General features: G+C 46.9%; 14 protein-coding genes. 5 read left to right on the top strand and 9 right to left on the bottom strand.

Annotation, left to right across the window (positions count from 1 at the left end):
- Positions 1-51 precede the first annotated feature (51 nt).
- Positions 52-2,625, top strand: coding sequence for an ATP-dependent Clp protease ATP-binding subunit (locus DYH27_RS11155; RefSeq protein WP_025068245.1), 2,574 nt, complete (start codon positions 52-54; stop codon positions 2,623-2,625).
- A 156-nt stretch (positions 2,626-2,781) separates the two neighbouring features.
- Here DYH27_RS11155 and DYH27_RS11150 read toward each other — a convergent pair whose 3' ends face one another.
- The gene (locus DYH27_RS11150; protein WP_025068244.1) at positions 2,782-4,527 is read right to left on the bottom strand and encodes a phospho-sugar mutase; all 1,746 of its coding nucleotides are present in this window, start codon (positions 4,525-4,527) and stop codon (positions 2,782-2,784) included.
- Positions 4,528-4,714: 187 nt separating this feature from the next.
- On the opposite strand from DYH27_RS11150, the gene DYH27_RS11145 reads away from it, so the two are divergent.
- Positions 4,715-5,065 carry a DUF4491 family protein gene (locus DYH27_RS11145; RefSeq protein WP_025068243.1) on the top strand — a complete coding sequence of 117 codons (351 nt, stop codon included), beginning with the start codon at positions 4,715-4,717 and terminating at the stop codon, positions 5,063-5,065.
- Between the two features lie 158 nt (positions 5,066-5,223).
- Here DYH27_RS11145 and DYH27_RS11140 read toward each other — a convergent pair whose 3' ends face one another.
- Positions 5,224-5,610, bottom strand: coding sequence for a DUF1573 domain-containing protein (locus tag DYH27_RS11140; RefSeq protein WP_004354482.1), 387 nt, complete (start codon positions 5,608-5,610; stop codon positions 5,224-5,226).
- 373 nt (positions 5,611-5,983) lie between these two features.
- On the opposite strand from DYH27_RS11140, the gene aspS reads away from it, so the two are divergent.
- The 3 genes from aspS (at position 5,984) to DYH27_RS11125 (ending at position 8,591) form a co-directional block, all read left to right on the top strand.
- Positions 5,984-7,741, top strand: a complete 1,758-nt coding sequence (aspS, locus tag DYH27_RS11135) for an aspartate--tRNA ligase (protein WP_025068242.1) — start codon at positions 5,984-5,986, stop codon at positions 7,739-7,741.
- A gap of 175 nt (positions 7,742-7,916) precedes the next feature.
- Positions 7,917-8,204 carry a winged helix-turn-helix domain-containing protein gene (locus DYH27_RS11130; RefSeq protein ID WP_004354493.1) on the top strand — a complete coding sequence of 96 codons (288 nt, stop codon included), beginning with the start codon at positions 7,917-7,919 and terminating at the stop codon, positions 8,202-8,204.
- Between the two features lie 63 nt (positions 8,205-8,267).
- Positions 8,268-8,591, top strand: coding sequence for a hypothetical protein (locus tag DYH27_RS11125; protein ID WP_025068241.1), 324 nt, complete (start codon positions 8,268-8,270; stop codon positions 8,589-8,591).
- A gap of 576 nt (positions 8,592-9,167) precedes the next feature.
- Here the strand turns inward: DYH27_RS11125 and DYH27_RS11120 are convergent.
- From DYH27_RS11120 to DYH27_RS11090, 7 genes are all read right to left on the bottom strand, one after another.
- Positions 9,168-9,986: an SGNH/GDSL hydrolase family protein gene (locus tag DYH27_RS11120; RefSeq protein ID WP_025068240.1), complete on the bottom strand. Its 819-nt coding sequence runs from the start codon at positions 9,984-9,986 to the stop codon at positions 9,168-9,170.
- Positions 9,987-9,992: 6 nt separating this feature from the next.
- Entirely contained in the window at positions 9,993-10,964 is a 972-nt protein-coding gene (locus DYH27_RS11115) for a transporter (RefSeq protein ID WP_025068239.1), read from the bottom strand.
- A 220-nt stretch (positions 10,965-11,184) separates the two neighbouring features.
- The gene (locus tag DYH27_RS11110; protein WP_025068238.1) at positions 11,185-12,948 is read right to left on the bottom strand and encodes a DUF262 domain-containing protein; all 1,764 of its coding nucleotides are present in this window, start codon (positions 12,946-12,948) and stop codon (positions 11,185-11,187) included.
- Positions 12,949-13,234: 286 nt separating this feature from the next.
- Positions 13,235-14,110, bottom strand: coding sequence for a hypothetical protein (locus DYH27_RS11105; protein WP_025068237.1), 876 nt, complete (start codon positions 14,108-14,110; stop codon positions 13,235-13,237).
- Between the two features lie 196 nt (positions 14,111-14,306).
- Complete coding sequence (locus DYH27_RS11100; RefSeq protein WP_244595178.1) at positions 14,307-16,478, bottom strand: GH92 family glycosyl hydrolase; 2,172 nt, start codon at positions 16,476-16,478, stop codon at positions 14,307-14,309.
- 91 nt (positions 16,479-16,569) lie between these two features.
- On the bottom strand, positions 16,570-17,739 hold the full coding sequence (locus DYH27_RS11095) for a DUF1972 domain-containing protein (protein WP_004354496.1): 1,170 nt from the start codon (positions 17,737-17,739) through the stop codon (positions 16,570-16,572).
- A 19-nt stretch (positions 17,740-17,758) separates the two neighbouring features.
- Entirely contained in the window at positions 17,759-18,595 is an 837-nt protein-coding gene (locus DYH27_RS11090) for a LicD family protein (RefSeq protein WP_029216631.1), read from the bottom strand.

Raw genomic sequence — 18,595 nt, 5'->3', positions numbered from 1 at the left:
AAAGTGGCTATATACCACATATATATGAGTAAAATAAAGAAAGGTTAGGATATGATGAATCAATTTTCCCCAAAAGTTTCGGAAATTCTTTCATTCAGCAGAGAGGAGGCGGAGCGGCTGACAAGCAGGTCAGTGACTCCCGAGCATATCATGCTTGCCCTCTTGAGAGAGAAAACGGGACCTGTATGGGAACTGTTCAACCAATGGAAAGTAGATATTGACAGTCTTAAGAAAGAGATAGAAAAGAAAATACAGGAACAGACTACAGACACTGCTGTGCCTGTACCCGATATGCTGTTGAACGAACAGGCCAATAACATCTTGAAATTGGCTGTGCTGGAAGCTCGGCTGCAGCATGCCCAGACAGTAGACACCCCCCATCTCCTCCTTGCCATCCTGCACGATTCGTCGGACAATGGAGCGAAAAAGGTACTGGAAGACAGTGGAATCAATTACAACAACACTGTTTCCATGTTACAGCAATGCACGAGCCAGACAAAGAACGGCATCGGCATGGCAGACGAAGACGAAATGGATGAGGACATGGTTTCTTCATCGCCTTCGTCCGGAAGCGGGAGTACCAAGACGACACAGGCTTCCCGTACAAAGTCCAAGACCCCGGTAATCGACAGTTTCGGCACCGATTTGACCGTGGCTGCTGCTGAAGGCAAACTTGATCCGGTCGTAGGCAGAGAAAAGGAAATCATGCGTGTTTGCGAAATCCTTGGACGCAGGAAGAAGAACAACCCTATTCTGATCGGTGAACCAGGGGTCGGGAAGAGTGCAATTGTGGAGGGGCTGGCTCAGCTTATCGTAAAGCATCTCACCTCTCCTATCCTCTTCGACAAGCGCGTTATTACACTTGACCTGACGGCAGTTGTCGCCGGAACGAAATACCGCGGACAGTTTGAAGAGCGTATCCGTGCATTGATCAAAGAGATAGAGCAGAATCCTGACATCATCATCTTCATCGATGAAATCCATACATTGATCGGTGCCGGGTCCTCTCCGGGGTCAATGGATGCTGCCAACATCCTCAAACCAGCTTTGGCAAGGGGGACAATACAGTGTATCGGTGCTACGACTCTGGACGAATACCGCAATTCCATAGAGAAGGACGGGGCTTTGGAACGCCGGTTTCAAAAGGTGCAGGTCGAACCGACGACAGTTGACGAGACCCTCCAGATTCTCGAGAATATAAAGGACCGCTATGAAGCCCACCATCATGTTGTCTACACAGATGATGCGCTGAAAGCCTGTGTAAAGTATGCTGACAGATACATCACAGACAGGTTCTTTCCCGATAAGGCAATCGATATAATTGACGAAGCAGGTTCACGTGTACATTTGCAGCATGTGAAGATTCCACAGGCGATTCTGGATATTCAGAAGGAGATTGAGACGACGCAGGAGAAGAAGCAGGCTGCGGTGAAGAACCAGAACTTTGAACTGGCCGCCAGCTTCCGTGACAGACAGACGGAGCTTGAGCAGACCCTGAAGAATGAACAGGAGAAATGGCAGAAAGGAGATGCTGACGAAAAGCTTGAAATCAGCGAGGAGGACATTGCCGGTGTTGTCTCCATGATGACAGGTGTCCCGGTACAGCGTATGCAGGAAGCAGAGGGAGTCCGCTTGAAGAACATGGATGCCGAGCTGAAGAGGGTTGTCATTGCCCAGGATGCTGCCATTGACAAGATGGTGAAAGCCATCCAGCGTAACCGTGTGGGATTGAAAGACCCTAACCACCCGATCGGCGCTTTCATGTTTCTGGGTCCTACTGGTGTCGGAAAGACTTATCTTGCCAAACGACTGGCTGAAATGATGTTCGGTTCTTCGGATGCCCTGATCCGAATAGATATGAGTGAGTATACCGAGAGTTTCAACACTTCCCGTCTTGTCGGAGCACCTCCGGGCTATGTCGGCTATGAAGAAGGCGGACAGCTGACGGAGAAAGTACGTCGCCATCCCTACTCCATTGTTCTGCTGGACGAAATAGAGAAAGCACACGGCAATGTATTCAATATGCTTCTGCAGGTTCTTGATGAAGGCAGACTGACAGATGGAAACGGCCGGCTGATAGATTTCCGCAATACGGTCATCATCATGACCTCAAATGCCGGAACACGACAGTTGAAGGAGTTCGGACAGGGTATCGGCTTCAAGGCAACAGGCCTGAACGGTCTTTCGCAGAGTGAAGGCGACAAGCAGCGTGCTCGTTCCATCATCCAGAAGAGCCTGAGCAAACAGTTTGCTCCCGAGTTTCTGAATCGTCTGGACGAAATCGTCACTTTCGATCAATTGGATCTCGACGCGATAAAGAAAATTATCAACATCGAGCTGAAAGGCCTGTTCAGACGTGTACATGAACTGGGCTATAAGATGGAGATAACAGATGAGGCCAAAGAGTTTGTAGCGATCAAGGGATACGATGTTCAGTTCGGCGCCCGGCCGTTGAAGCGAGCCATCCAGAACTATATCGAGGATGGATTATGTGAGCTGATTCTCTCGGGCAACATCAAGACCGCCGACACCATCGTCATATCCAAAGAGAAAGACCGTAACAGGCTGACGTTTGACACTGTCTCGCAATCTGAAGAACAAGGCCTTCATCATATTGCAGAGTAAGTTCCACCCCCCGAGCCTCTATATGTGAGGAGGGACACATACAAAAAGAAAACAGGAGTTTCCATAATCAAGTTTTATGGAAACTCCTGTTTTCTTTTTGTTTTATACCTTGTCCCAATCTCATGGAATGGAACAAGACCGACTGCATTCTATCTCTTACAGCCCCAGGCTTTTCTTGATTGCCTCGATCTTTTCGCCGGCACGTTTCTCACATGCAGGGAAGTCGGAAGCCGATTTCATGGTGTCTTTGATTTCCAGGTAGAACTTGATCTTCGGCTCAGTGCCCGATGGACGAACACTCACCTTGGTACCATCCGTACAGAACCACTGGAGAACATTGCTTGTGTCCGGCATATCCATCTTCTTCTTGGAACCGTCAGTCTTGGTAATCTCCAGACTCTGGAAGTCCTTGTAAGTATCTATCACGCTTCCGCCAATATCCTTTGGAGGATTGGATCGGAAATTCTTCATCATCTGTTGGATCTCATCAGCACCGCTCTTGCCCGGTCGTTCCACGTTGATTGTGAACTCATGGCTATAACCGTACTCCAGATAGATGTCCATAAGAATATCGTACAAAGTCTTGCCATGATCCTTGGCGTAGGCACAGATTTCAGCCAACAGAGAGCATGCGCTGACAGCATCCTTGTCGCGTACGAAGTCTTCTGCAAGGAAGCCGTAGCTTTCCTCTCCACCTCCGATGTACTGCTGTTTGCCTTCCGAGAGTGCAATCTCACGGGCAATCCACTTGAAGCCCGTATAGCAGTCGCGCATCTCCACATGCTGTTTTTCAGCAATCTTCCGGATAACCTCCGTCGTAACTATCGTCTTGACGATGAAGTCGGTCGGCTTCATCTTCCCCACAGCCTGACGGTTGGTGATGATATACCACAAGAAGATCAGACAGGTCTGGTTGCCGTTGATCAGCACCCATTCGCCCTTGCTGTTCTTGCAGGCCATGCCGACACGGTCTGCATCCGGGTCGGAAGCCATCAGAATATCAGCGTCAAGTGCCTTCGCATCACGCAGTCCGAGGGTCAGTGCCTCCGCAATCTCCGGATTAGGACGGTCGACGGTCGGGAAGTTTCCATCCTTCACCATCTGCTCCTTCACACAGTGGACATTGTCAAAACCCCATAACGCCAATGAACGTGGAATCATTACACGCCCGGCACCATGCAGCGGTGTATAGACGATTTTCAGATCGTGCTGGTGCTTGATGACCTCCGGGTCGATACTGACGGTCTTCACCTGGTCAAGATACGGCTTGTCTATATCCTCACCGATAATCTGTATCAACTTCTTGTCCCCCTCGAACTTTACATCTTCAACCTTTACCTTAGCCACCTCGTCGATGATGCCCTTGTCGTGTGGAGCAAGCACCTGCGCACCGTCTTCCCAGTAAGCCTTGTATCCGTTGTATTCGCGTGGATTGTGGCTTGCCGTGATGTTCACGCCTGCCTGTGCCTTCAGATAACGGATGGCAAAAGAGCATTCCGGTGTCGGACGGAGATCCTCGAAGAGAAAGACCTTGATACCGTTGGCAGAGAAGATATTGGCTACCGTCTCGGCAAAGAGGCGGGAATTGTTGCGGCAGTCATGACAGACAACCACACTGATTTGCTTCTTTCCTCTGAAATTGATCTTCAGGTAATTGGCAAACCCCTGCGTAGCCATGCCGACCGTATAGATGTTCATGCGGTTGGACCCGGCTCCCATGATGCCTCTGAGGCCGCCTGTACCAAATTCCAGGTCCTTGTAAAAACTTTCAATGAGTTCGGTCTTGTCCTCATTGCTGATCATAGCCTCTACGGCTGAACGGGTCTCCTTGTCGAAAGCGGGAGACAACCACTGCTTTGCTTTACCCTCGCACTGGGCGATAAGAGTCTGGTTATTGTCCATAATTTAAGTTTTTTCTTATACTGTATCTATCTGCAAATGTAATCAATTATTCTGAGAAAGTCACTTGCAAATAGATATTTTTTTGTATTTTTGCATCCGACATCTTTCGAAGCACCCTCCGGAGAATGAGATACCCTGAGCATTTCTCGAAGAAGTCATCAGATATAATTTTAAAACTTAGACTATAATGGTACTGAATTTTGAGGGAATTCTCCTTGCTGTATCTACATTTCTGATTATCGGTCTCTGTCATCCGCTGGTCATCAAAACGGAGTATTATTTCGGTACGAAGCCCTGGTGGATATGGCTTGTGTCAGGTCTCTCGTGCTGTGCCGGTGCCTTGTTTGTCGAGAGTATATTCTGGTCAGCCCTCCTCGGGGTGCTGGGAGCCTCGTTTCTATGGGGTATCGGCGAGTTGCTGGCCCAGGAGAAGCGGGTGGCGAAAGGCTGGTTCCCTATGAATCCCAAACGCAGGAAACATTACGAAAAATTCGGCAAGGACGGTTCTCTGTGCCCGGTATGCAAGGAGGATAAATGAATGACAGTACGACAAAATACAACGACTTGATGCCTTACCAGCTGTTAAGTCGAAGTCAGCCTCTTTTGCAGCACATACGAACAAATCCCCGGATGGAAAACACCCGGGGATTTGCCCGTTAGGTATGTACCAAGAATGTTGTTAGGAGAAGGTGTGTGTCACTTTCCCTCCATTACCCCTTCTATATACAGCCGGGTCATTTCCACCTTTCCGTTTGTACGTACCGTGATGCTCTTCTTGAAATGTCCCGGGAATTTCCCCGTCCCATTATAGGTCACGTCAATGCTGCCTTTCTGGCCAGGAGCAATGGGGCGTTTGTCATACTTGGGAATGGTGCAGCCGCAGCTTGCAATGACCTGGTTGATGACCAGCGGCGCCTTGCCTACATTGGTAAACGTAAAGGTTGTCTTGTGGACAGGATTGCTTTCCTGAAAAGTACCGAAGTCATAAGAAACCTTGTCGAATTTGATTTCTGCCTGATTCTGTGCGACAGCAAATGTCAGTCCGAAAACTGACAGAAGCGTCATTAATAGAAACTTTTTCATATCCTCTGTTTATGTTTGTTCGTTTAACATATCTCCGTTGTCAAGTATGATGCAAAATTAATCAGAAAGTTTATAGTTACACGAAATTTTCACAATTATTAAGCAGAAATCATCGGATATTGTTCTCTTTGCCGCCTTTATTGACAGAAACCTTCCGACAGGGCCTTATATTTTCATAAAGGTGACTCACATTTCTCATTTAAAGTTCGTACCTTTGCACCAGACTTTTATACGTGCTCAAGGCCCATGCACAATGGTACTGCGGCACAGAGCAGGCAGACAGAAAAACAAGCTGCACGCGGCAAAAGAGGAAACAATTCTCTGCGCCTGTGGTCTGCATTGTCCTTTCAGAAATACAAACAACATACTAAATATGTATAGAACGAATACTTGTGGAGAGCTGCGCATTTCAGATGCCGGCAAGGAAGTGACTCTTGCGGGCTGGGTACAGCGCTCACGTAAAATGGGAGGCATGACATTCCTCGACCTCCGCGACCGCTATGGCATTACACAGCTGGTCTTCAATGAGGCTGATGATGCTGCCCTCTGTAGCGAAGCCAACAAGCTGGGACGCGAATACTGTATTCAAGTAAAGGGAATCGTCAGCGAACGGCAGAGCAGGAACAGTAAGATTCCGACAGGCGACATCGAAATCATCGCCAAGGAACTGAATGTCCTCAGCCCGTCACGGACACCGCCTTTCACCATTGAGGACAACACCGACGGCGGCGATGACCTCCGTATGAAATACCGTTATCTGGACCTCCGCCGGGAAGCCGTACGGAAGAATCTGGAGCTGCGCCACCGCATGACAATCCTCATCCGCAACTTCCTCGATGCCCAGCAATTCATGGAAGTGGAGACACCTGTCCTCATCGGTTCTACACCGGAAGGCGCACGCGACTTCGTGGTACCGTCACGCATGAATCCAGGACAGTTCTACGCCCTGCCGCAGAGCCCGCAGACCCTCAAGCAGCTGCTGATGGTAGCGGGATTCGACCGGTACTTCCAGATAGCCAAGTGCTTCCGCGACGAAGACCTGCGTGCCGACCGGCAGCCGGAATTCACGCAGATCGACTGTGAGATGTCGTTTGTCGACCAGGAAGATGTCATCAACCTGTTTGAGGAGATGGCACGTCATCTGTTCCGTGAAATACGTGGCATCGAGCTCCCCAAGCTCGAGCAGATGACCTGGCATGAGGCCATGAAGCGTTTCGGTTCCGACAAACCCGATCTGCGTTTCGGCATGGAGTTCGTCGAGCTGATGAGCGACCTGAAGGGTACCGGTTCCTTCTCTGTCTTCGATGAGGCAGCCTACATCGGCGGTATCGTCGTGCCTGGCTGTGCCGACTACAGCCGCAAGCAGCTCAACGAGCTGACCGACTTCGTCAAGCGTCCGCAGATCGGTGCGCATGGACTGGTGTTCATCAAGTACAATGCTGACGGTACAGTCAAGAGTTCCATCGACAAATTCTACACACCGGAACAGCTGCAGAAGGTGAAGGAAACGACAGGTGCCAGAGACGGTGACCTCGTACTGATTCTTTCCGGCGACAATGCCAACAAAACCCGCATCCAGCTATGCTCGCTCCGCCTTGAGATGGGCAGCCGTCTCGGACTGCGCGACAAAAATGTTTTCAAGTGTCTGTGGATCATCGATTTCCCACTGTTCGAATGGAGCGATGAGGAACAGCGGCTGATGGCTACCCACCATCCGTTTACAATGCCCAATCCCGATGACATCCCCCTGCTGGATAAACATCCGGAACAGGTCCGCGCAAAAGCCTACGACTTCGTCTGCAACGGTATTGAGGTAGGCGGCGGTTCACTCCGTATCCATGATACGCAGTTGCAGGAAAAGATGTTCGAGGTGCTCGGATTCACACCGGAGCGTGCCGAGGCGCAGTTCGGCTTCCTGATGAATGCGTTCAAGTATGGTGCGCCGCCGCATGCCGGTCTTGCCTTCGGTCTCGACCGTTTCGTAAGCATTCTTGCCGGTCTCGACTCTATCCGCGACTGTATTGCGTTCCCGAAGAACAACAGTGGACGCGACATCATGCTGGATGCTCCTTCCGCCATCGACCAGAAGCAGTTGGACGAGCTGGAGATCAAGCTCGATCTGAAAGATTAGCCCAGTCTATATTGACTTATATCAACAAAATACATCCGAAAGAATTAAAAACATTCTTTTTCCTTTACTTTCTGCTGTAAGTATTTGATACTTCGGAATATTTGATGTACTTTTGCATAGAATATTAACAGATCGTAATTGGATTGCTTGAATGAGACTTTAATTTTATAAGATTATGACAGAAAAGAAAGAAGTTAAGTCTGCTCCAAAGGCAGCAAAGAAGTCCACGACAAAGAAGGCTTCAGCAAAGAAGGCTGTTGCAGCGGTAGCTATCAATGCAGAGAATGTCGGCTTCAAGGCTGGCGATGTTTATAACGCGCTTGCGGCAGAAGCCAAGGCTCTCAGCGTAGACGAGATTGCCAAGGCAGCGAAGATTACTTCCGAAGAGGTCTATCTTGGTATCGGCTGGCTCTTCAAGGAGGGCAAGGTGAAAGACGAAGACGGCAAGGTGACACTTGCCTGAGCACGAAATTTAATATGAAACAGGAGGGAGTCTGTATGACAAGCGTATAGGCTCCCTTTTATCATGGAATACGACAAAGAGATTTTACGTGTCCTGACCGAAGCTGGTTCAGGGGGAATTTCTGTTAGGAAAATCTCCCGCCATGTCTTCAATGCCTGCAATTCTCTTTTCGATCCGATTACACAGGAAGAGGTCCATAAGTATGTACAGTGGTTCCTTCTGAAGAACAGCAGAGCAACCGGATCTGTCGTGGAGAGGAAAAAGAAAGGCATCTACCGCCTTGACCTGTCCAACAAAATGACACAGCAGCTCATTCTGCAGTTCCACTGTGAGGAAAAGAATATTGAAGAAAAAACGGCTGTCGACCACAGCCTAAGCCTCTTTTAAGTTTCCGGCCCGGTTCACATTGATTTTTGCTTTCAGCAAGATAAACAGTAAAAGCCTGCATCATTACATTGATTGCAGGCTCTTTTTTGTTCAGGGGAATTTATCCTGTTTGCATGGATTCTGCGGCCGGATGCGGATCGGGAATCTTCATGAAAGACTGCCTTATGTCCTGATTATTTACTTCCGGACAGACTTGTCATCCGCGTGAGACCCTGATGTCCGTCCGTCGCACACCGGAAGGCAGAAAATGAATTCCCCAGCTGCGAATGAGGGATATAACTCATTGATAATCAGCTATGCAATCATGCAGAGAGCAACAGGTGCCTGGTAACACTGCAAGTAAGCACCTGTTGGGACGCAAGTAAGCACTACTTGGGATGCTGTCGGGCCTCTGTTGCCATCCGGTCTGTGGCTGTCTGTAAGAAGACACGGCACAGTACGGTTTTATAACAATAGACGACAGACGTTACCAGAGGTAAAGTTGTAAAAAACTTTCATTAGCAGATGGGGAAGACCAGGTTGTATCAGTGTCCGTTGAACGGTCTGCCGCCTGCGGCGTAAAGAACTCCTGTCCTGTCACCTGCGTCCGTGATACCCCATGCCGTGTTTCTCGTCGTGGGAAAACCGTGTGGTGAAGTCAGGCCTGTCCATCTCGATGGGGTTCGCATTCTTGTCAGGCTCTCCCATCCATTCTACAATCTTGTCCACCCACAGTGCAGCTCCCTGTCGTGTCGGATGAACGCCGTCTGCACGTGAGGCGATGACCGAACTGCTGTCAAAGAAACGTCCTGTACCTGTACAGTCGCGAATGACATTGACGATTGTACGGTCCTTCACCCTGTGCCAGGGAAGCGGTCCGACCCACACGTAGGGGATGTTGCCTATACGGCTCAGTATAGTGTGTATCGCCGTTTCACGTCTGCTGTAATCCTTGTAGCCTAAGTCATTGGTTCCCAAACTGATGATTATGTAGGTAGGATGAACCCGTTCAATCTGGTATTGGAGGTCGGAAGCAATCGCCCAGTCGCGCGTCGTACTTCCATACCATACGACAGAATGAAATTCAAAACCGTTCTTCACCGCATAATCATTGAACCGTACACCCAGTCCATCGGCCATCGAATCGCCGACAAGCAGGACGACCTGGTTACGGCTTTCGGCAACGTGTGCCACACGAGTAGATGATGCCGGAAGAGGCTGCATCGTCATTTCTTCTGCCTCTGCCAAGGGCTGCTGCGGTGCAGACTGGACCGGCATTGCGTCCGGTACTGCCGTTTCCGCCGGATGGGCGGCGGGCAGAAAGTCAGGAAAGGTCATGCTGCCGGCATCCTGCGCCCATATTTTCTGTACTGAAAGGATGAACAATAATGCTATAAAATACTTTACTGTTTTCACAATTGCTTATTTTCTGTGTCGGACGGCACGTTCATGCTGCCATATCTCAACACTGTTAATGATATTCTGCCACAAAATGTAGCATCCCGGTCCTACGGACGAGAGGGGATTCAGATAGGTATAAGCTATCCAGATGGCGAAAGCCGTATTTTTCTGTCCCAGTGCCTGCCCGGCATTGACCGTGCTATGGAAGAAATGTCCGATATACCGTCCTGTAGCGAACTGCATCAGGCAGAGCAGGAGAGCCAATATGGCTATCAGCAGTAGAAAACCGGCAGAGACATCGGCGTGGACAATATTCTTTACAGTCGTTCCGGAGACGATGAGCAGCGAACATCCCCAGAGATAGTAACTGAGGTCGTTCACACCGATTATCCAACGGTAGAACCTGCACAGGACATTCCAGTGCTTTGTTATATACGCCAGGAACATGGGGACAACCAGCACCAGGCATACTTTGTAGAGAATCAACAGGAAAGCACTCCAGAACGACATCCCGGCATCTGGCTCTATCAGGGGGAAGCAGACCGGGATGAGCAGCGCACAGATGAAGTTGGAAAGGAACATATAGGTCGTCATTTCCTCAAGGTTGCCGCCTAACTTCTGTGTCACTACTGTCGCAGCAGAGGCGCAGGGACCGATGATGCAGGTGAGAATGGCCTCAAGCAATATGAGCATTCTGCCGGTAGCATGGAAAGTCAGGATAATGCCGACAACAGCAGCGACGAATACCACCTGAAAGACTCCTATCCAGAAATGCCAGCCTACAGGAAAGAGCCTGCGGAAGTCCACCTTGCAGAAAGTGACGTACAGGATGAGGAACATAAACAGCGGCAGTACCTCGTCGAACAGCGGAGCAAAGAACATCGCAGCACCGTCCAAGGCCGGGATAAAGGCAAAGACAAGGTACACCAAAGCACCGGTACCTATCGACACCGGCAACGTCCAATCCTTTATGAACCGAATAATTCTACCCATCTTCTCGCCGAAACAGGCCGTGTCTCTCCTCCTGTGATTCGGACACACGGCTGCAAAGGTACGAAAAAAGACTGAAAATCAAAATGAAATCACGAATCATTCACTCAACCGACCGAACATACAACACAATAACTGAAAATCAGCCTATAAACAAAAAACGTCCATACCTTTTTTGAGATAAAGGTATGAACGAAATATGAATATACTTTATCAAAAGAAATTATGAATTTAACACAGCCGTTGGCTGCACACTTTTGATTAATTCGTTTTTCCTCAAATACTCGACGAACCCGTCCAGAATACGTTCTGAACGTTCTTCAATATCCTGCTCTGTATAGTCTGTTCTGCCTGCAGCCAGACATTTAAGCTCATTTATATTCGTACCCTCTTTTCTACCTTTGGCAGTTTGGAATCCATTGTAGTATTTGATCTTATCTACAAATCGATAATCTGAAGCACGAATATTGATGCGACGCTCTAACAAAGACTTGTTACCAAGCATCTCTAATGAAGATTCATTTCTTAAACTATTTTCTTTCTGCTGCCGGTTACGCGGGAAAATATGCTCAATATCAAATGTGCTCTCTAATGAAAGGAGAGACTGATTGTCAAAAGAGAACGCCCACCAGGTAATCATAGCTTTTGTGATGGCGCGGTTGTTTGAAAATACATAGTTAGAGAATTGTGCCCTAAAACGAGTTTCATCAAATAAGAAATTAACAAAAGAAACATCAACATTATTCACTATGTTCAGCATTTCTGCATACACTGGAGTACGCAGGGAATTGACACCGGGATTGGTTATGGCATACGCCCATATGAAACCGATGATACGATTCAGAAAGTGGAAAAATGCCTCTTCATCAAGATTATCATCAGAGTCGTGATTGTGCATAAAGTAAACAGATACAAAATAAGTCCACATCCCGTTCGGTGCGTAGTTCAACACAAACAGACGTTTGAGGATGCGAATAGAAAAACGTTCTTCATCCTGATTATTGATATCCTGCCAAAAACGAGCTAAACGGACAAGGTTTTCAAGAGTTGTATCTTTCTTGAACAACTCATAATTGTTTTTTTCATAAAATTTTCGAAGAGACTCTGTTGTAGACGACTTGTTTCCCTGTTGCGCACGTTCATAATACATATAACGTGTAAACAGCTCATCTAATGGTGTACCGCTAATCGGATGGAATACCTCTGCCGCTATGACTTCAAGTTCCTTCCAAGTGTCAATAAAATTATCTTTTTTGCCAAGGGAAGAATAGTATTTATAGAATTGTGCCTTGAAAATATCGGCATCTGACAATGGCTTTCCCCTGTCGTTGAGTGTGGAGAAGATTCGCAATGCCGTATCCTGTGATTCTGCCTCAATAGGCAGAAGAACGCAATTATTCAAAATACGAAGCGGGAAATAAGCAAAATAGCTGGGATAATGAGACAGAAACTCTTCTATCTCTCTCTCAAAATAACGAAAATTAGAAGCATATTTACTCATCTTGCCTTTTGTATCTCCGTTTCGCAGAATATCAAGAAACTCTTCTTTGTCTTTGTCGGTAGCAACTTCAGAATCAATCTTTAAATCGTTCTTGTTATATTCACCAAACCCATTGGCACGCCAGATACATTTTTCAATGTCCTCTTTCATCTTTACCGAACGAGAATCCTGCATATGCCCCAGTTTATTGTAAAATGCACGGAGCAGCAGCATCAATGTAGTAAGTCGCTGCTGTCCATCGATAATTTCCATTTTCCCCTCATTGTTCTTGAAAGTAACGATTGGTCCGAGGAAATACTCATCACTATCATTAAACTGGTCTGAATCATCATTGGGAAATGAAAAACTGAACAAATCTTCCCAAAGTGTTTTACACTCTTCATCGCCCCATGCATAGGGACGTTGATAATCAGGTATTAAAAAATCAGACTTGCTGTCTTGAAACAACCCTTTGACCGTCTTCTGATCAATATTAAGTTTGGACATAACTTGTAAATAGTAGAAAAAAGATGCAGTATTTATAGATTTAAATTATTCCGAGACATCCTAAATTGTAAAACCATTCAGGAATGTTCCTGTAAAGAAAACTTTGAAGTAGCACTGCAACCAACATCAAGAATCTCCTCTACATCCCTGACAAAGGTACAAATTTAATACGTAAAGTAATGTAAATTTGAAAAAAAAAATCTATACTGAAGGAAAAGTCCCGCCAACTTCTCAGCTGGCGGGACCCCATTCAAGTTTATATGAAGCTATAGAAAAGCGATTCTTCCTATCTTACGTGCAGGCGGCTTACAGCCCCTGTGCCAAAGTTAGCATAGTCGTTCTGCCTGGCTGAACCGAAGGAGACTTGACTGGCAGCCCTTGTCTGTACACCTGGAGCTGCCTTGGCACTTGCAGGACGCTGACGGACAAGGTCGAACTTCATCACATCAGTTGTATTGGTACTGTAGGCTGTACCATAGAAGGTGTCATACCCTTTTGCCGACTCATAGCCTAAGTGAAAGCCCTCTTTTTTATCCTTGCTGTCTAACACGAAAACGGTACCCGACCTGCTGTATTTGAGGTAGATGTTTCCATCATTGTTGACATACCATGAGAAGGCAAGTGTCTGCTGGTTGCCCTGTGCATCCGTATCTACCTCGACACCATTCCCGCTCAAGGAATTGGCAGAAGAGTTGTACTGGAAGAACTTCATGTTTGCTGTGAACCTGTCACGCTTGCGCTGCTTTGTCTTGTCGTCCGTGTACTCATAGGTCACGTCACCTTCCCACTCTCCGGTCAGCGTCTGAGCCTCTGCTACCAGCCGGCTGTTCTGTGAATTCTGCTGTCCGTTGTAGTTGTTGTTCCAGTTGTAACCGCCTTGGTTGTAGTAGTTCCAGTAGGCAGAGCGTCCGCTCCCTATCGCGTCCATGAACTGATAGAACTCCTCTGTGTAAGCATCAGGGTAATTGTAATAGAACCAGTTATAAGCCGTGTAATAGTCAGAACCGTTAGGAAACTGATAGTTGTAATTGCGCACGGCATTCGTTACCAAGTCGTCGTAATAATATCCGTTGTTCCAAGGATCGTCATCATCGCAGCTCGTAAACACCATGGGACTTGCAACTACAGCAAGTGCCAGGAAAAACTTAGTGACTCGTTTCATATCCGTATTCTTTTGTAAGTATTTACCGTTTCTTATCTTATCTGATGCAAAATTACACAAACATGATGACGAGAAATATGTAAATACACTATTTGAAAGTAGGGAAATCCCTATTTACAACGAAAAATCCAGTCATCAGCATACCAGATAAAGGTTAGATGCTGCTGACTGGGTGGAAGAATCAGACAGGATAAACTTATTTTACCGGTCTGTCGCTCATCGTGAAATCTATCATGGCACCGGCTTTCAACTGCTCATGTTCAAGATAATAATGTGGATAGGGCTGCCCGTTCATCATGATGCGCTGGATGTAACGGTTCGCAGGATTGTCCGTGTCAGCATGGATAGTAAGAGTCTTTCCGTTTTCCAGATGTACCTTGGCCGTACGGAAATAAGGCGTACCGATCATATACCGTGTACTACCCGGACAGACAGGATAGAAGCCGAGTGCAGAAAAAACATACCAGGCAGAAGTCTGCCCATTGTCCTCGTCGCCACAATATCCGTCGGGCTGGGCCGTATAGAGGCGGTTCATCACCTCACGCACCCAGTACTGAGTCTTCCAGGGCTGTCCGCTGTAGTCGTAAAGGTAAATCATGTGCTGGATAGGTTGGTTGCCATGCGCATAGTTGCCCATGTTCATAATCTGCATCTCACGTATCTCGTGGATGGTGAAGCCGTAATAGCTGTCGTCGAAGACGGGAGGGAGGTTGAACACACTGTCCAGCATGACATTGAACCTGTCGTTCCCGCCCATCAGGCGGGCCAGCCCTTCAGGGTCGTGGAAGACGCTCCAGGTGTAATGCCAGCTGTTCCCTTCAGTGAAAGCATCACCCCACTTGAAAGGATTGAACGGTGACTGGAAAGTGCCGTCCTTGTTGCGCCCACGCATCAGGCCTGTCTCTTTGTCGAACACCTTCCGATAATTCATCGCACGCTCCTTGAACGGACGCAGTTCTTTGGCACTCTTTCCAAGTTTCAACCCCAACTGGTAGATACACCAGTCGTCATAAGCATATTCCAGGGTACGGGCTACGCTCTCGTTTATCCCGACATCATAGGGGACATATCCCAGCCGGTTATAGTATTCAAAGCCCTTGCGACCGGTTGAACTGATGCCTGGGTGGACGGAATTGGCACCATGTACTACAGCCTTCCAGAGCGTCTCTATGTCATAGCCACGCAGCCCCTTGATGTAAGCATCAGCAACTACCGAAGCGGAATTGTTGCCTACCATGCAGTCTCTGTGCCCCGGACTTGCCCATTCAGGCAGGAAGCCGCTCTCCTTGTAAGCATTGACAAGCCCGGCCTGCATCTTCTCGTTCGTCGACGGATAGACAAGGTTAAGCAGTGGGAAGAGCGACCGGAAAGTGTCCCAGAAGCCTGTATCGGTGAACAGATAGCCGGGAAGCACCTTACCGTTGTACGGACTGTAGTGAATGACGCTGCCCTCCGCATCAATCTCGTAGAATGACCGGGGGAAGAGGACGGAACGGTAGAGGCAGCTGTAAAAAGTACGGAGATGGTCGATATTGTCGTCCTCCACCTCTATACGACCGAGCACCCTATTCCACTCAGTCCTGCCTGCTTCTTTCACTTCATCAAACGACCTGCCCTCGACTTCCTTAAGATTACGCAGTGCCTGCTCGTCACTAATAAAGGATGAAGCTATCTGTACGTTGACCTGTTCGCCCCGTCGGGTGTGGAAACCCACTACCGCCATGGCATGATCGCAGGTTGAAGAGAGTCTGCCATCTTTCAGCATGCCGTCTTCCAGCGTACCGGTATAGGTGAAGGCATGATCGAAACGAAGGATAAAGTAGTTCTTAAATCCATCAGGGACTCCCCCGCTGTTCTTCGTCGTATAGCCAATGACCGTACGCTGGTCTGGCAGAATCGTCACCGATGATCCCTTATCAAAAGCGTCCACTACGAAATAGGCCGTATCCCTCTCGGGATAGGTAATGCGTACGGCGGCGGCTCTGCTGGTCGGAGCAATCTCTGCCGTGGCATCATGGTCGGCCAGATACACTTTATAATAATAAGGTGTAGCCGTCTCGGCTTTGTGTGAGAACCAGCTTGCACGTCCCTCCTCGTCAAACACCTTGTGCCCCGTCACTGGCATGATGGAAAACTGTCCGTAGTCGTTTATCCACGGACTGGGCTGGTGGGTCTGCTTCAACCCACGTATCTTGTCAGCATCATAGGTATAGACCCATCCGTCTCCCATCTTCCCGGTCTGCGCCGTCCAGAAGTTCATGCCCCAGGGCAGGGCAACAACAGGATAGGTATTCCCTGTCGACAGTTCCGATTTTGACTCTGTCCCCACCAGTGGGTTCACATAATCTACGGGACAATTCTGTGTCATCGCATTGACGCTAAAAGACAGCAGTAGCAATAAAAGTATGAATTGAAAATGTTTTTTCACGACATATTTTGAGTAATGTGTCATCTTGCTTTTACCTGTTTCCATCTGAAGCATCCACAAAATAAAATTTATTTTTTGCGTCTTCAAGCATCCATCTGAAATAATCTTCGTGTTGATCTACCAAATGCTTCCAAGAGTATTCTGTCCGGATGACGTCAACATTAGCTACAATAAATTTATCTTTCTTTTTCTGAACTATCGAATCTATATCATTAAGCAAATGCATCACACTGTCAGTCGAATCATAATATTCAGCATTATCACCCAATACAGTCTTGTTGAAGATGTTGGCATGTGCAAGGATAAAGCAACCTGATGCCATTGCTTCCAAGAGGGAAGGATTGGTACCTCCAACACTATGTCCATGAAAATAGGCAAAAGAAAGGTGGCGGATGCTGTTCAGCTTATCAAAATCATAGATACCACCTACAAATCTGATGTTCTTGTCATTACCATAAATTTTTACTAATTGTTTCCCATGCTTCGTGGTTGTCTTACCCACAATGATCAAAGGTTTCCGACCATACTCTTTAGATTTTTTGTACCCTTCTATTGCCAACAGAACATTGTTCTCTGGTTCCATTCTGGCAACAAGTAGATAATAATTATTGGGCAACAAATTCAGACTTTCCAAATGTCGGACATCATAGTTGTCGTATATATTGGCACCATAGGCAAGAAACTTACTCTCCTTTCCATACATTTCTTTATAATAATCATGGATACCCATATTATCAGAAATGAGATAATGACTATGTTCTACCGCCTTACGCTCTTCCCAATGAATGAACTTCTGCACCCATTTATTGAATTTCGATCGTTTGAACTCCAGCCCATCCATATTTGTCGTAAACAAAGGTCGTTTGATATTCTTGACATTAAATCGAATGTATGCAGGGATAATGCTTGTATATCCAGCTTCATAGATAATATCGAAATCCTCATTGTACAGTGCATCTTTGATGCACGCATAATCATAAAAGAAACTCCCGACTGATCCGCCCATCCATTTCTCCGGCGAATAAATATGTTTGATATGAACACCATTATATTCATTCTTTTGATAAGAATGATAATGTGGTGAATAGACCGTTATATCATGACCACGTTCTGCCAGTCCTACAGAAATATATTCAGCAAATTGTTCAAAACCTCCATAGTTATTGGGGATACCACGTGTACTAATAAATGCAATCTTCATAGTTCTGATAATAAATGAGTTAACTTTCTTCTATCTTTTGTCCATGAATTTCCACTATGCGAAAATGTATTTTCCGCGCATTTACGGAAGGAAGTTGCATATAATCTCCATAAAGGTGATGCAGATACTTATCATACTCTTTTATACCCCGTATCTTTATATCTTCAAATTGATAAAAGGCTTCCTTTCCATACCAAGCTGTCGGAATCATCTCCACCGTCCTATATGCTCCCATGATGTTGCCAGAAACAACAGATGTCCACATATCGTATTTCTTCAAGATTTTATCAATCTTTTCTTTTTGCCGATAGGCATTAAACATCTTGTCTGTTGGGAGTAAAGTTATCACTCGTAGGAAAATCTTTTCGACAATGCCTCTTTTCCGTTCCTTGTCTATGCCATTCTTGTAATGCAATGCCATCATAGCCCTATGAATCATCAGCCTGAGAAAGTAGAGTTTTCTAAGCAGACTATTATCAGGCGAACCATCCAGAGGGAAAATATCAATGGAAACGTGTGTATACTTTCCCTCGGATTCATATCTGTTCTCCATCACCTTCGTTTCCACATCTTGTATTCTCGTGATATAATAATGGTAGTCTTTATCCGTTTTGTAGTTAATTAATTTTAACGTCTTGCTAAGTGCAGATGGAGCTATCTTTAAAAAAAACTCATAATCTTCCCTCGGCATGCCGAGATCAATATCATCATCCCATGGGATAAAACCTTTGTGCCTGATGGCACCAAGCATAGTGCCACCAAGAGCATAGTATTTGAGGCCATGCTCATCGCAGATCTTGATGACTTCTTTTAAAATGGCCATATCTGCCCTGTGAAGCTTTTCTATGTTTGTCAT

The sequence above is a fragment of the Prevotella denticola genome, from assembly GCF_900454835.1.
GTDB classification, from domain to species: domain Bacteria; phylum Bacteroidota; class Bacteroidia; order Bacteroidales; family Bacteroidaceae; genus Prevotella; species Prevotella denticola.
The sequence above is the reverse complement of the archived record's forward strand: the minus strand, read 5'-3'. Positions and strand labels throughout refer to the sequence as shown.